The sequence below is a fragment of the Nocardioides sp. CCNWLW216 genome, from assembly GCF_037120545.1.
Lineage (GTDB): Bacteria > Actinomycetota > Actinomycetes > Propionibacteriales > Nocardioidaceae > Nocardioides > Nocardioides lianchengensis.
Genome location: NZ_JBBBBJ010000009.1, coordinates 80,108 through 93,906, shown reverse-complemented (window position 1 = coordinate 93,906; position 13,799 = coordinate 80,108). Strand labels below are relative to the sequence as shown.

Annotated in this window: 13 protein-coding genes; 6 read left to right on the top strand and 7 right to left on the bottom strand. The window is 74.6% G+C overall.

Translation table 11 applies throughout. The features are described from left to right. The first annotated feature begins 1 nt into the window (after position 1). Positions 2-805 carry a hypothetical protein gene (locus V7S47_RS19040; protein ID WP_336563056.1) on the top strand — a complete coding sequence of 268 codons (804 nt, stop codon included), beginning with the start codon at positions 2-4 and terminating at the stop codon, positions 803-805. Next, entirely contained in the window at positions 802-1,902 is a 1,101-nt protein-coding gene (locus V7S47_RS19035; protein ID WP_336563055.1) for a fumarylacetoacetate hydrolase family protein, read from the top strand. The genes V7S47_RS19040 and V7S47_RS19035 overlap by 4 nt, the downstream gene beginning before the upstream one ends. On the opposite strand, the gene V7S47_RS19030 is transcribed toward V7S47_RS19035, so the two are convergent. Continuing rightward, positions 1,824-2,978 carry a glycosyltransferase 87 family protein gene (locus V7S47_RS19030; RefSeq protein ID WP_336563054.1) on the bottom strand — a complete coding sequence of 385 codons (1,155 nt, stop codon included), beginning with the start codon at positions 2,976-2,978 and terminating at the stop codon, positions 1,824-1,826. The two genes, V7S47_RS19035 and V7S47_RS19030, sit on opposite strands and share 79 nt — an antisense overlap. After that, the gene (mptB, locus tag V7S47_RS19025; RefSeq protein ID WP_090857143.1) at positions 2,960-4,411 is read right to left on the bottom strand and encodes a polyprenol phosphomannose-dependent alpha 1,6 mannosyltransferase MptB; all 1,452 of its coding nucleotides are present in this window, start codon (positions 4,409-4,411) and stop codon (positions 2,960-2,962) included. Before mptB ends, V7S47_RS19030 begins: the two co-directional genes overlap by 19 nt. An 80-nt stretch (positions 4,412-4,491) precedes the next feature. Between mptB and V7S47_RS19020 the strand changes: the two genes are divergently transcribed. Further along, positions 4,492-4,962, top strand: coding sequence for a nitroreductase family deazaflavin-dependent oxidoreductase (locus V7S47_RS19020; protein ID WP_336563053.1), 471 nt, complete (start codon positions 4,492-4,494; stop codon positions 4,960-4,962). A 10-nt stretch (positions 4,963-4,972) separates the two neighbouring features. Beyond that, complete coding sequence (locus tag V7S47_RS19015; RefSeq protein ID WP_090857137.1) at positions 4,973-5,911, top strand: phosphodiesterase; 939 nt, start codon at positions 4,973-4,975, stop codon at positions 5,909-5,911. A 24-nt stretch (positions 5,912-5,935) separates the two neighbouring features. Here V7S47_RS19015 and V7S47_RS19010 read toward each other — a convergent pair whose 3' ends face one another. The 4 genes from V7S47_RS19010 to V7S47_RS18995 all read right to left on the bottom strand — a co-directional run bounded on the left by V7S47_RS19010 (position 5,936) and on the right by V7S47_RS18995 (position 11,065). Continuing rightward, complete coding sequence (locus V7S47_RS19010) at positions 5,936-6,619, bottom strand: hypothetical protein (protein WP_090857134.1); 684 nt, start codon at positions 6,617-6,619, stop codon at positions 5,936-5,938. A 112-nt stretch (positions 6,620-6,731) separates the two neighbouring features. Then, positions 6,732-8,666, bottom strand: a complete 1,935-nt coding sequence (locus tag V7S47_RS19005; protein WP_336563052.1) for an oxidoreductase — start codon at positions 8,664-8,666, stop codon at positions 6,732-6,734. Beyond that, on the bottom strand, positions 8,659-9,750 hold the full coding sequence (locus V7S47_RS19000; RefSeq protein ID WP_090857128.1) for an NAD(P)H-dependent amine dehydrogenase family protein: 1,092 nt from the start codon (positions 9,748-9,750) through the stop codon (positions 8,659-8,661). Before V7S47_RS19000 ends, V7S47_RS19005 begins: the two co-directional genes overlap by 8 nt. An 85-nt stretch (positions 9,751-9,835) precedes the next feature. Continuing rightward, the gene (locus V7S47_RS18995; RefSeq protein ID WP_336563051.1) at positions 9,836-11,065 is read right to left on the bottom strand and encodes an MFS transporter; all 1,230 of its coding nucleotides are present in this window, start codon (positions 11,063-11,065) and stop codon (positions 9,836-9,838) included. Between the two features lie 74 nt (positions 11,066-11,139). Here V7S47_RS18995 and V7S47_RS18990 point away from each other — a divergent pair, with 74 nt between their 5' ends. Further along, positions 11,140-12,036, top strand: a complete 897-nt coding sequence (locus tag V7S47_RS18990) for a LysR family transcriptional regulator (protein ID WP_336563050.1) — start codon at positions 11,140-11,142, stop codon at positions 12,034-12,036. 118 nt (positions 12,037-12,154) lie between these two features. Here V7S47_RS18990 and V7S47_RS18985 read toward each other — a convergent pair whose 3' ends face one another. After that, complete coding sequence (locus tag V7S47_RS18985) at positions 12,155-12,913, bottom strand: SDR family NAD(P)-dependent oxidoreductase (protein ID WP_336563049.1); 759 nt, start codon at positions 12,911-12,913, stop codon at positions 12,155-12,157. Positions 12,914-13,068: 155 nt separating this feature from the next. Here V7S47_RS18985 and V7S47_RS18980 point away from each other — a divergent pair, with 155 nt between their 5' ends. After that, the gene (locus V7S47_RS18980; protein WP_336563047.1) at positions 13,069-13,788 is read left to right on the top strand and encodes a FadR/GntR family transcriptional regulator; all 720 of its coding nucleotides are present in this window, start codon (positions 13,069-13,071) and stop codon (positions 13,786-13,788) included. Positions 13,789-13,799 lie beyond the last annotated feature (11 nt).

The window sequence follows — 13,799 nt, the reverse complement described above, 5'->3', positions numbered from 1 at the left end:
CGTGCCTCCCACCACGGAACCCTTCTGGACCGCGCTGGTCGACGACGCAGCGATCTTCCCGCCCGGCGACGCGGACCTCGTCGAGGCCGCTCACGCCTACGCCGTCCGCGACGAGCCGCTCGTCGGCAGCTTCGTGCTCCGCGACACCGACCTGCCCGTCGTGGCCGCCGCGACCGGGACCGACCTGCCGGTCTCCGTCGTCCTCACCGGCGGCGCCGGCCAGGTCGCCGGGCCCGCCGCGCTGTGCACCCGGAACGGGGTCCGGCTGGCCGGCTTGGAGGTCGCCCTGCGCGACCCCGACGACCTGCCCGGCAACGCCCGCCGGGTCGTCGCCGCGGTCGACGCCGCCCGCGCGGACGGTGCGCTCGACGAGGACACACCGGTGTACGTCGAGCTGCCGCCGACCGCGCCGTCGTACGGCTGGCTCGCGGCCGCCGACGAGGTGGCCGGGGCCGAGCTGCGGCTGAAGTACCGCACCAACGAGGCACCGGCCCGCGACCTCGCGGCCTGGATCGACGCGGCCCTGGACCGCGAGACGCCGTTCAAGTGCACCGCCGGCCTGCACCGCGCGCTGCGCCACGACCCGGGCCACCACGACGCCGGCCACGGCTTCCTCAACGTGCTGCTCGCGACGGTGCGTGCCTTCGACGGCGCGGGCGCCGACGAGGTGGTCGCGACCCTCGAGGACCGGGCGCCGGACCTCGACGCCGCCGAGCTGGCCCGCGGGCGGCGCTGGTTCACCTCGTTCGGGTCCTGCTCCCTCGACGAGCCGCTGGCCGACCTGCGGGTACTGGGCCTCGCATGAGCGGCTTCGGGATCGACCACCTCCCCTACGGCGTCTTCTCGGTGGCGGGCGGTGAGCGGCGCGTCGGCGTACGTCTGGACGACGCGGTCGTCGACCTGGCGGAGCTGACGGGGCGACCGGAGTTCGCGCAGCCGTCGCTGAACGCCTTCCTGGGCCTGGGCCCGGAGGTCTGGCGGCAGACCCGCGAGGAGCTGACCGAGCGGGTGTCCGACGCCCCGTCGGTCCCGGTCGACGACGTCGTCCTGCACCTGCCGTTCGAGGTCGCCGACTACGTCGACTTCTACGCCTCCGAGCACCACGCGACGAACGTCGGGCGGATGTTCCGCCCCGACCAGGAGCCGCTGCTGCCGAACTGGAAGCACCTGCCGGTGGCCTACCACGGCCGCGCCGGCACGGTGGTGGTCAGCGGGACGCCCGTCGTACGCCCGCAGGGACAGCGGCCCGGCGGCGCGTCGTACGGCCCGACGGAGCGGCTGGACATCGAGGCGGAGCTGGGCTTCGTGGTCGGCGCCCCGAGCCCGCTCGGCACCCCGGTGGCGTACGACGCCTTCGGCGACCACGTGTTCGGCGTGGTGGGGCTCAACGACTGGTCGGCGCGCGACGTGCAGGCGTGGGAGTACGTGCCGCTCGGGCCGTTCCTCGGCAAGTCCTTCGCCACCTCGGTCGGCGCCTGGGTGACGCCCCTCGCGGCGCTCGACGCGGCCTGGTGCGACCTGCCGGGCCAGGACCCCGAGCCGCTCCCCCACCTGCTGCCGGCGGTCGGGACCCCGCGCGGGCTGGACATCGAGGTCGAGGTGGAGCTGGACGGCGAGGTGGTGAGCAGGCCGCCGTACCGCACGACCTACTGGGGACCGGCGCAGATGCTGGCCCACCTGACCTCCAACGGCGCCTCGCTGCGCACCGGCGACCTGTTCGCGTCGGGGACGATCAGCGGGCCGGCGGAGGACCAGCGCGGGTCGTTCCTGGAACTGTGGTGGGGCGAGCGCTTCCTGGAGGACGGCGCCGAGGTGGTGCTGCGCTACACCGCGCCCTCGACCAGCGGGGCGCGGCTGTCGCTGGGCGAGGTGCGCGGCCGGGTCGAGCCGGCGCGCACGTAGGTCACCGCGGCCCAGCCCCCGACCAGGAGCGCGGCCCAGACGTAGGCGTCGCCGACCAGGTGCTCGGGCAGGCCCCAGGCCAGCTCGCGGTCCTCGCGGTGCGGCGGCCACCAAATGCAGGCCGACGTGAACAGCGCCGTCCAGGCCACCGCGATCGCGCGGGAGCGCCGCCACAGCACCACCGCCGCCGGTGCCGCCCAGACCCAGTGGTGGCTCCACGAGACGGGCGAGGCGAGCAGCATCGCGAGCGCGCCCAACACCAGGGCGAGACCGGGCTCGCCGCGCCGCCACCAGAGCCCGCCCAGGACCAGCAGGCCCCCGGCCGCGGCGCCGGCCACCGCCAGCCAGAGCAGCGTCGGCGGCTCGTGACCGAGCAGCCGCACCAGCACCCCGTTCACCGACTGGTTGCTGCTGAAGGACAGGCCGCCGATCCGGGTCGGGTCCCACAGCGTGTGGGTCCAGTACGTCGCCGAGTCGCCCGCCGCCGCCAGGAACCCCAGCGCCACGGTGCCCGCGAAGGCGGCCACCGCCCGGACCGCCGGCACCCGCCGGCCCGCGAGCACCAGCAGCGCGACGAAGACCAGCGGGGTGAGCTTGATGCCGGCGGCGACGCCGATCAGCACCCCGGCCGTACGCCGGTCCGGCCGCAGCACGTCGTACGAGACCAGCAGGAGCAGGAACAGGTTGACCTGCCCGAAGGAGAGCGACTGCCAGACCGGCTCCAGCAGCAGCGCGCCGGCGGACAGCGCGACCACACCGGACGGTGGCCACGCGGGCAGCAGCAGCCGCAGCACGGCCAGCAGCGCGGCCACGCTGGCGGCCGCCCAGCCGGCGGCCAGCAGCACCGGCGGCAGCTCGGCCAGCGGCGCCATCAGGACCGCCGCGAAGGGCGGGTAGGTGAACGGGAGGCCGGCCGCCTCGACCGCGCCCCCGTCGTACAGGTCGGCGCCGGAGGCGAGCGTCGCGCCGCCGAAGCGGTAGACCTCGAGGTCGATGAAGCCGCGGACCTGCTCGACCCGGCCGGCGATGAGGGCGGCGACCAGGAGGAGCAGCCACGTCAGGGGACGGCGAGCCACCGTGACCTCACGATCTTGTCGAGGCGCACGCGGGCGCGGCGGGTGAGCAGCAGGACCGGGACCAGGACGGCCACCGTCATGCTGCCGAGCACGATCGCCAGGTAGGCGCCGTGCAGCGAGGAGTCGAGCGGCGCGACCAGCCCGAGGACGACGGACGCGGCGAGCAGGCCACTGGCGGCGACCCGGCTCAGGTGCATCGCGGCCAGGAACGGGGTGACCCAGAGGAAGTACCAGAGGTGCACCACCGGGCTCAGCACGACCAGGGTGCCAATGACGGTGGCGACCGCGGCGACGGCCGTGTCGCGGCGCCCGGTGGGCCAGGTGAGCGCCACCCAGACCGCGACGCCGACGGCGGTGAGGGTGCCGGTCTGGCGGACCAGGTCGAGGAAGAGCGCGTTCGGGAGTCCGGTGCCGGCCACCCGGGCCACCCAGTCGAACGCGCCGCCGACCAGGGTGGTCAGGGACAGCGGGGTGTTGACGGTGGCCGGCACGGTCAGCCCGCCGAGCCAGCCCAGGCCGAGCCCGGTCACCAGGCTCAGCCCGACCAGGGTCCCCAGCGAGACGGCCGCGACCGCGGCGAGGCGTCGTACCCGCTCGGCGGTGGAGGCCAGCAGCGGAAGCGAGACCAGCGCGACCGCGAGACAGACCAGCCCGCCCGGCGCCTTGACCGCCGCCGCGCACCCGCCGAGCACCGCCGCCCCGACCCAGCCCCGCTCGGCCGCCACGACCAGCGCCGCCGCCATCAGGCCGACCATCAGCAGGTCGTTGTGGAGGCCGCCGACGCCGTTCGCGAGCATCAGCGGGGAGGCCAGCGCGACCGCCGAGGCCATCGCCGGGTTGAGGCCGGTCCAGCGGGCCATCCGCGGGACCGCCCAGGCCAGCAGCACCAGGCCGAGCAGCGCGACCGCCCGGTGCCCGATGGCCAGGATCCACGGGTTGCCGGTGAAGTCGGCGAAGAAGTCCCCCGCGACCAGCGGCAGCGGCCCGTACGGCGTGACCGTCTCGAGCCACATCGGGTCGACGGCCTGGACGACGGGGCCGTGCAGGACCGACGGACCGTGGTCGTAGGGCGAGATCCCGAGGTGGGCCATCATCCCCTGCGCGGCGTAGGACCAGCCGTCGCGGGAGAACAGCGGCGGCGCGATCACCAGCGGCGCGGACCAGACGACGACGGCGTGTCGGACCAGCGCGAGGGCGTCGTCCTGCTCCTCGCCGACCGCCACCGCGACGTGCCGGCACAGGGCCAGCCAGGCGGCCGCGAGCAGCCCCAGCCCGAGCAGGACGACGGTCAGCCCGACCATCCGCCCGGCCTCGGAGCCGCGGATCGCGACCAGGGACTCCGACCTCAGCAGCTGGGTCGACCGGGGCAGTGTGGAGACCACCAGGCCGCCGAGCAGGACCAGCACGCTGCCGGCCAGACCACGAGTGAGCACGTGCGGAGGCTAGGAAGGGCGTCTTTCTCGCGCGTGAACTGCACCGGTCGGGGTGACCACGAACCCCCTACGATCCGGCTATGGGTCTGCTCACCCCGCTCGCCGTCCGGATCGGCGCCCTCCCGTGGATGCCGAGGCTGCTCCCGCAGGTGGTGTGGACCGATCGGCGCCTGCAGTCGCTGACCGGCGGGCGCTACAGCGTGCTCGACATCGCCGGGCTGCCGAACCTGGTGCTCACCGTCATGGGCCGCAAGTCCGGCCTGCCCCGCTCGACCCCGCTGCTCTGCGTCCCGTACGACGGCCGCTGGCTGGTCGCGGGGTCCTACTTCGGCGGCCCCGAGATGCCGGTCTGGGTCCACAACCTGCGCGCGGCCGGCGAGGCGACGGTCCGCGTCGGGCGGACGTCGTACGACGTGACGGCGCGGGAGGTGACCGGTGACGAGCGGGCCGACCTGTGGCAGGTGATGCTGCGGACGTGGCCGAACTTCGCGACCTACGAGAAGCGCACGGACCGGGTCATTCCCGTCTTCGAGCTGGCCCCGAGGACGTAGGTTTCTCCGGGTGTCGTTCGGTCAGCATCCCGCCCCCAGCCACGCGATCGCCCACCTGAGCGATCCCCACCTGCTCGCCGAGGGCGTCCGTCAGTACGGCGTCGTCGACACCGAGCAAGGACTGCGACGGGCCCTGGAGCGGCTGGCCCACCTGCCGGTCCCCCCGCAGGCGCTCGTCTTCACCGGCGACCTCGCCGACAAGGCCGAGCCGGCGGCGTACGCCCGGCTGCGCGAGGTCGTCGAGCCGGCCGCCGCGGCGCTGGGCGCCGAGGTCATCTGGACGATGGGCAACCACGACGAGCGGGCGGCGTACTCGCGCGGGCTCTTCGACGTCGACCCCGACGACCCGGACGCGTGCCAGGACCGGGTGCACGAGGTCGCCGGGCTGCGGATCGTCGCCCTCGACACCAGCGTGGTGGGCTACCACCACGGCGAGCTGACCGACGACCAGCTGGCCTGGCTGGCCGACGTGCTGGCCACGCCCGCGGAGCACGGGACGATTGTGGCGATGCACCACCCGCCGGTGCCGACGCCGATGCTGCCGGCCGCCGAGGTGATCGAGCTGGCCGACCAGCACCGGCTCGCCGACGTGCTGCGCGGCACCGACGTCCGCACGATCCTCGCGGGACACCTGCACTACTCGACGTACTCCACCTTCGCCGGCATCCCGGTCTCGGTGGCCTCGGCGACCTGCTACACCTCCGACCCGGCCCCGCTGGAGCGGTTCGTGTCGGGGGTGGACGGCCACCAGTCGTTCACGATGACCCACGTGTACGACGACCGCGTCGTGCAGACGATCGTCCCGCTGGCCGAGGCGCCGGAGCTGACCGGCTTCCCCTCCGACGTCCGGTCCCAGGTCGAGGCGCTCACCCACGAGGAGCGCCGCGAGCACCTGTCCAGGAAGGACTCGGCCTTCAACAACGAGCTGGAGAGTCACGAGCCCCGCTGACCCCCGGCCCTCGACGTGGTGGGGTCAGGCGGCGGGGGCCACGTAGTCGGTCGAGTCGCCGGTGACGACCACGTAGAACCGCTTGCGGTTAGGGGCGGTGGTGACCTGGCCGTCGCTGAGGCGGGGGCTGACGACGAGGTGCTCGGCGGTGTTGGTGCCGGTCGGGGCGCAGGCCACGACGCCGGCGATCGCACACTGGGTCGCGGTGATCTCACCGGAGAACTCCGGGTTGGCGTCCGGGTTCAGCGAGCGGCCGTTGGTGATGGTGTCGCCGTTCTGGTCGACCTGGTTCTGCAGGGCGATGGTGGCGATCACGGCGTTGTCGCTCAGGTCCTCGTTGGCGTCGATGTAGACGTTGCCGACCGCGCCGGCGGGGGCCCCGGGGGCGTCGTACGCCGAGGCGACGGTGAAGCCGCCGGACTGCGCCTCGATGGTGCCGTCCGCGGCGACGAGCGCCCAGCGGCCGGTGCCGGCGGGACCCGCGTCGCCCTTCTCGCCCGCGGGCCCGCGGTCGCCCTTCGGGCCCGGCTTCAGCACGCCGTCGCGGAAGTCGCGCGCGCGCAGCGACTGGTCGGCGATGTCGGCCGAGTAGATCGAGCCGTTCTTGATGTCCTTGCCGGTGAGCTGCACAGCGGCGTACGACGTGCCGCCGGTGGCCACCACGAGGGCGAGCACGGACACGATCAGGCTGGGGGTGGGACGGCGCATGAGGACGACCTTTCGGGAGGGAGATGGTGCCCGCTGTTCGGAGCCGCCGGCCTCCCGGATGGGTCTCAGATCACACCACCCGCGCGGGCGCCGTCCTCGACCGCCCCGCGGATCAGCCCGAGACCGGTGCAGTCCCCCACCGGCGTGACGGGTACGCCGGGCAGCCGCGCCACCAGGGCGTCGTGCAGCGCGAGGTCGGGGCGGGCCTCGCCGGCCAGCACGAGTCCGCGGCGAGCGCGCGCGTCGTACCGCCGGCGGGGCGGAAGGCCAGCCCGCCCGGCGTGATCCGCTCGACGACCGCGCCGACGTGGCAGGTGACGCCGAGCCGGTCGAGGCGGTCCATGTGCTCGGTCCGGCGCTTCCAGCCGACCTCGGGCGCGAGCGCGGGGCCGGCCTCCAGCACCGTGACCAGCCGACCGCGGGTGGCCAGCAGCTCGGCCAGCTCGATCGCCACCAGGTCGCCGCCGACCAGCGCGACGCGGCGCCCGAGCGGGAGCCAGGCGCGGCTCGCGGCGCGGACCAGCCCGGGCCGGACGAGCGGGAGGCTCGCGAGCCGCTCGCGCAGCTCGACACCGCGACGGACGTGGGGCAGGTGGTCGCCGGGCGGCTCCGGCACCTCGATCCGACCTCCGGTCGCGACCACGACCGCGTCGGGCGCCAGCGCGGCGACCAGGTCGGGCGTCGCCGCGGTCCGCAGGCGTACGTCGACCCCCGCGCGCTCGACCTCGTCACGCAGCCAGGTCAGGAACGGCTCGTTCTCCGGGTGCACGACCGCCGCCCAGACCAGCGCCCCGCCCAGCCGCCGGCCCCGCTCGAGGAGCGTGACCCGGTGCCCGCGACCGGCCGCGACGCGGGCGGTCTCCAGCCCGGCCGGCCCGCCGCCGACGACCACCACGTGCCGGGCCCGGGTCGTCGGAGTCGGGAGCAGCTCGAGCTCGCGACCGGTCCGGGCGTTGACGGCGCAGTCGACCGAGAAGCGCTGCTCCAGGGAGTCGATGCAGTTCTCGCAGGAGATGCAGCGGCGGACCCGCTGGTGCCGGCCGGTGGCGAGCTTGCGGGGCAGGTCGGGATCGGCGAGCAGCGGCCGGGCCAGGGCCACGAAGTCGGCCCGCCCCTCGGCCAGCACCCGCTCGGCCAGCACCGGGTCGTGCAGCCGCCCGACCGCGATCACCGGCACGTCGACGACCTGCTTGACCGCGGCCGCCGCGCCCACGTTCAGCCCGTCGCCGTCGTCGGCGCCGTTCACCATCCGGGTGACCAGCCGGTCGATCACCCCGCCGCTGACGTGGAAAGCGGCGACGCCGGCCTCGACCAGCAGCGGCGCCGCCCCGGCGGTGTCCCAGACCGGCCGCCCGCCGGCCACCCGCTCGTAGCCCGAGATGCGCAGCGTCACCGGCAGCTCGACCTCGGCGCGGATCGCCGCCAGCACCTCCAGCAGCAGCCGCAGCCGGCCCTCCGGGCTGGTGCCGCGGTAGCGGTCGGTGCGCCGGTTGCGCTGCGGGGCGAGGAACGAGCCGATCATCATGTAGCCGTGCGCGGCGTGCAGCTCGAGGCCGTCGTACCCCGCCTCGGCGACGCGGCGCACCGCCGCCCGGTAGAGGTCGAGCAGGGCCGCGATGTCGGCCTTGGTCATCTCCGTCGAGGGCCGGCCGGTGAGGTACGACGGGATCACGCTCGGGCCGAGCGAGGTCACGCCGTGCATCTCCGGGCCGAGCCCGTCGGGGCCGGCGTGCACGACCTGGGGCTGGATCCGCGCGCCGTGGGCGTGCACCGCCTCGACCAGCCGGCGGTGCGCGGCGACCGCCTCGTCGGTGCCGAGGTGCAACCCGCCGGGGGTCTCCGGGTGCCGGTGGTCGATCCCGGTCGCCCCCAGCGTGACCAGGCCGACGCCGCCCGCGGCCCGCTCCGCGAAGTAGGCGACCGTGCGCTCCGAGGGCAGCCCGTCGGGCGTGCCGTACATGGTCTCCATCGGCGACATGACGATCCGGTTGCGGATCGTCATCTCCCCGATCCGGCCGGGCCGGAGCAGGTGTGGGAAGTCAGCCACGCCCGGCGTACGCCGCCTCGACGAACCGCCCGCCGAACGCGCGCAGCGGCAGGTCGGCGCTGGTGACGATCCCCGGTGGTGCGGCGACGACCGCGGGGATCGCGTTCAGGGCGGGCATGCCGGTGACCGTCATGCCGATCGCGGCGAACGCCTCGACCGAGGAGAAGTCGGTGCCCGGCTTCGGCAGGATCAGGTGCTTGCTGTGGATGACCGGGTCGCCCTGGATCCTGGTGACGTAGCAGCCCTGGACGTCCCACTTCGGCTCGGTCAGCGGCGTCATCTGCCACTCCAGGTGCAGCTCGACCCGGGGTACGCCGGCGACCCGGCCGACGTACTGGAACGCGGCGCCGCCGACGGAGCCCTCGGGGAGGACGTACCAGCCCAGGTCGACGTCCTTCGTGCAGGCGCCGAGCTGGTAGTCGAAGGTGACCTCGTCGAGCTCGATGCCGAAGCAGTCGGCCATCAGGTGCACGCCGTCGCCGAAGACGCGGGTGCCGAGCTCCAGCAGCCGCGGCACCTCCGGGTCGTCGACCGGGCGGCCGAAGCCGCAGTTGGCCCAGGTGTCGGCGGAGTGGTGGCAGGAGACGTCGACGGACTCCAGGCAGGTGACGTTCTCGATGTCGGCGACGTCGGCGGAGTGCACGGTGGTGAGGATCTGGGCCAGGCCGGGGTTCATGCCGGTGCCGTAGAACGTCGACCCGCCCCGCTCGCAGGCGGCGGCGATCAGCTCGGTCTCGGTGGCCCCGTCGGGGCGCCGGTGGTTCGCGTCGCGGTGGTGGCCGGTGATCCAGTCGGCCGTCGTCACGACGTCGATGCCGGCCTCCAGGACCCGCACGTAGAGGTCGACGTCGGGCCACACCCCGTGGAAGGTCAGCACGTCCGGCTCGGCGGCCAGGATCTCCTCGACCGTCCCCGTGCCCCGCACCCCGATCGGGCCGATGCCCGCGATCTCCCCGGCGTCGCGGCCGATCTTCTCGGGCGAGTAGCAGTGCAGCCCCACCAGCTCCAGCTCCCGGTGTGTCTGCAGCCGCTTGACCATCTCGGTGCCGACGTTGCCCGTGGCGACCTGGAAGACGCGGATCATGCCGGGCAACGTAGGCCCGCCCTCACCTTCGGGACAAGGGTCGTCCGAATAGCCGGCCTGCGGACTCGGCGGGATCGTCCACAGGTCAGGCGGCGAGGGTACGGCGCAGGCGGGTGGTCGTGGCCGCGACGGCGGCGGCGACCAGGGCGGCGAAGACGACCAGGACCGGCTCGGGCGACACCGCCAGCAGCGCGGCGCCGACGGCGAGCACCGGGAGGGTGATGCCGGCGTAGGCGACCAGGAAGACGGCAGCCAGCACCTCGCCGCGGCTCTCGGCCGGCGCCAGGCCCGCGGCCAGGGCGACCGACGCCTTGAACACCAGGCCGACCCCGGCACCGGCCACCACACCGCCCACGACGAACAGCGGGAGCGCCGACAGCAGGGCGCCGGCCACCACGCCGGCGAGCCCGACCGCGGTCGCGGCGGCGCCGTACCCGAGCTGGCGGGCCAGGGGCCAGCGGGCGGCGACGACCTGGGCGGCCGACGCGGAGCCGAAGACGCCGAAGACCACGGCCCCGGCGACCAGGTGGTCGCGCTGGTCGAAGACGGTGACCAGGAAGGTCGGGGTGAGGGACGTGAAGAGCCCGAGGACGGCGAAGGCGGCGAACGCCGCCGCGCCGGCCGCGGCGAAGGTGGACCGTGCGGCCGCGGGGACGGCCACCCGCTGCGGCCGGTACGCCGGGCGCTGCTCGGCCCGGACCACGGTCTCGGGCACCAGGGCCACGGCCAGCGCGGCCACGACGAGCAGCACCAGGAAGACGAGGTACGGCGTGTGCAGCGGCCGGTCGACGGTCTCGGCCAGCACCCCGCCGACGAGGGCGCCCAGCGCCAGCCCGCCGATGTTGACGACGCCCGCGACGGTGCCGGCCGCCCCCGGACCGTCCTCCGGCCGAGCGGCCAGCCGGAGCTCGCTGAGGTGGGCGGTGGCGGTGGCGGCCAGGGTGCCGACGCCGAGCCCGCAGAGCAGCCGGGCGGCCAGCAGCACCGGCAGGGCGGTGGACTGCAGGAAGACGATCGCGGAGACCACCTCGACCAGCACCGAGACCAGGATCATCGGCCGGCGCCCGAGCACGTCGCTGAGGTGACCGGCCAGGTAGAGGCTGGCCATCACCCCGACCGCGAAGGCGGCGAAGACCGCGGTGATCGCGAGCGGCTCCAGGCCGTCGACCTGCTGGTAGATCGCGTAGAGCGGGGTGGGGACGGTCGCGAAGGCCATCACGGCGAGGAAGGCCGCGGCGACGACCCAGAACCCGAGGCCGTGGCGCAGTCGCCAGGGAGCATCGGGGACGGACGGCGTGGCGAGGGTGCTGGTCATGGCTCCAGCGTGCGCGTCGAGATCGTGCGGGTCCAACGCAGAATCATGGACTCAATCATCGATAGGATCGATGCATGGACATCCGCTCGCTCGAGCAGTTCGTGGCCGTGGCCGAGGAGCTCAACGTGACCCGGGCGGCGGCGCGCGTCCACGCGGCCCAGTCGACGGTCTCGGCCGCGCTGCGCAGCCTGGAGCGCGAGCTCGGCGCCACGCTGCTGGAGCGGACCACGCGCAGTGTCCGGCTCACCCCGGCCGGCGAGCGCGTCCTGCCGGCCGCCCGGGCCGCCGTCGCCGCCGTCGAGGAGGCCCGCGACCTGGCCCGGGAGTCGACGGCCGGGCTGCGCGGGAAGGTTCGGCTCGGCACGTTCAGCGCGATGGACCTGATCGACCTGCCCGCCGTGATCGCCGGGTTCCGCCGGCAGCACCCGGGGGTCGAGCTGACGCTGGGCGTCTCCCCGCGGGGCTCGACCGGCCTCCAGGAGGACCTGCTGCGCGGTCGGCTGGACGTCGCGCTCGTCAGCCCGCACGGCGAGACCGAGCTGGCGTCGTACCCGCTGCGGTCCTTCCCGTTCGTCGCCGTGCTGCCCGAGCGGCACCGGCTCGCCGGCCTCCGCCGGCTGCGGCTCGCCGACCTGGCCGACGAGGACTGGGTCGACACCCCGCCGGGCTTCGGCAACCGGGTGGTGCTCGACGAGACCCTCCGCCAGCGCGGCCTGACCCGGCGCCTGGTCGTCGAGGCGGGCGACCTGCCGTCGGCCGCGCGGTTCGTGCGGGCCGGGCTCGGCGTCGCGGTGCTGCCCGACGCCGTCCCGATGGACGGCTGTGCCCGGGTGCCGGTCGTCGACGCCCCGGACGACTGGGAGCTGCACGTCGCCGTACGACGCACGCCGCCGCCGGGCGCCGCCGCCCGGGCCCTGCTCGCCGCGCTCCGCGACCAGGCCGCCCGCCCCCGCCGACCCGTCACTGGATGACCACTTTTCGCGGCGTGTCGGTCAGCGATCGACGGGTCGGCCCGACTGACGCCGTACGACGACCCGTCGATCGGCGACCGACACGCCGACAGAACAGGTACCTGAGTGACGGGTCGGCTCAGGCGGCGGTCCAGCCGGCGTCGACGGCGAGGATCGCGCCGGTGACGAAGGAGGCGTCCGCGCTGGCGAGGAAGGCGATGGCGCTGGCGACCTCGGACGGCTGGCCGATCCGCGGGATGGCGTGGTGGGCGGCGATCATCGAGTCCATCAGGGCGGTGTCGCTGCCGCCGGCGACCTTGCCGTTGGCGATCAGCGGGGTGTCGATGAGGCCGGGGGCGACACAGTTGGCCCGGACGCCCTCGGCGCCGTGGTCGAGGGCCATGGCGCGGGTGAGGTTCTCGACGCCGGACTTGGCCGCGCAGTACGCCGAGCGGTTGCGCTCGCCCACCGTGCCGATGGCCGAGGAGATGGTGACGATCGCGCCGCCGCCCTGGCGCACGAAGACCGGGATGGTCGAGCGGCAGATGTAGAAGACGCCGTCGAGGTCGACGTCCATGATCGTGCGCCACTCCTCCAGCGAGGTGTTGACGACGGTGTCGCAGCGGTCCACGCCGGCGGCGGTGACGAGCACGTCGATCCGGCCCAGCTCGTCGGCCACGCCGGTGACGACCGCGTCGATGCCGGCCGCGTCGGCCACGTCGGCGACCCGGGCGTGCGCGCCCGCGCCGAGCTCGGCCACCGCGGCGCTCAGCGTGGCCTCGTCACGGTCGAGCAGGACCACCTGCGCCCCCTCGTCGAGGAGCCGCCGGGCGGTGGCCAGGCCGATGCCCGACGCCCCTCCGGTGATGAGTGCTACCTGGCCGTCGAACCGGTTCATCGTGCTGCTCCTCAGGGGTCCACAAGGGGTCGTGACGTCGTACGCCGTCCAGTGTCATCCGGTCCGCCGAGCGCGTCCAGACTTTTGTCAGACTTTTTGATGCTTTTGTCTGACGAAACGTCTACAGTCGGTCGCAGACCACCCGAGGAGGACCGATGACCGAGCGCGCGACGGCGTACCGCCGTGACGGCCTGCACGGCCAGCTGGTCCACGACCTCGGCCGCCAGATCGTCACCGGCGAGCTGCCGGTCGGGGCCCCGCTGCCGACCGAGGAGCAGCTCGGGAAGGTCTACGGCTCGGGCCGCTCGGCCGTCCGCGAGGCGACCAAGGTGCTGGTCGCCAAGGGGCTGGTGGTCTCCAAGCGCAAGGTCGGCACGATCGTGCAGCCCGAGACCGCCTGGAGCCTGCTCGACCCGGACGTGCTGGCCTGGCGCTACGAGAACGACCCGACGGCGCTCCACCTCGACCACCTCGCCGAGATGCGGGTCGTCCTGGAGCCCGAGGCCGCGCGGCTGGCCGCGCGGGCCAAGGACCGGACGGTGGTGCGCGCCATCCAGGAGAGCTACCACCGGATGGAGGAGACGCTCGACGACCCGGACGCCTTCATCGTCCACGACCTGGCCTTCCACCGGGCCGTGGTCGAGGCCGGCGGCAACGACCTGCTCGTCCACCTGCACTCGGTGATGGAGGTCGCGCTCGCGGCCGCCCGCCAGGTGCACACCCGCAACGTGCGCCGCAACAAGCGCACGCTGCCCGCCCACCGCGCCGTGCTCGACGCGATCGTCGCCAAGGACGCCGACCAGGCGTCGGCGCTGATGCGCGAGGTCGTCACCGGCGCCGCCCACGACATCCGGCGCGACCGCCGTACCCGCTGAACCCAGGAGAT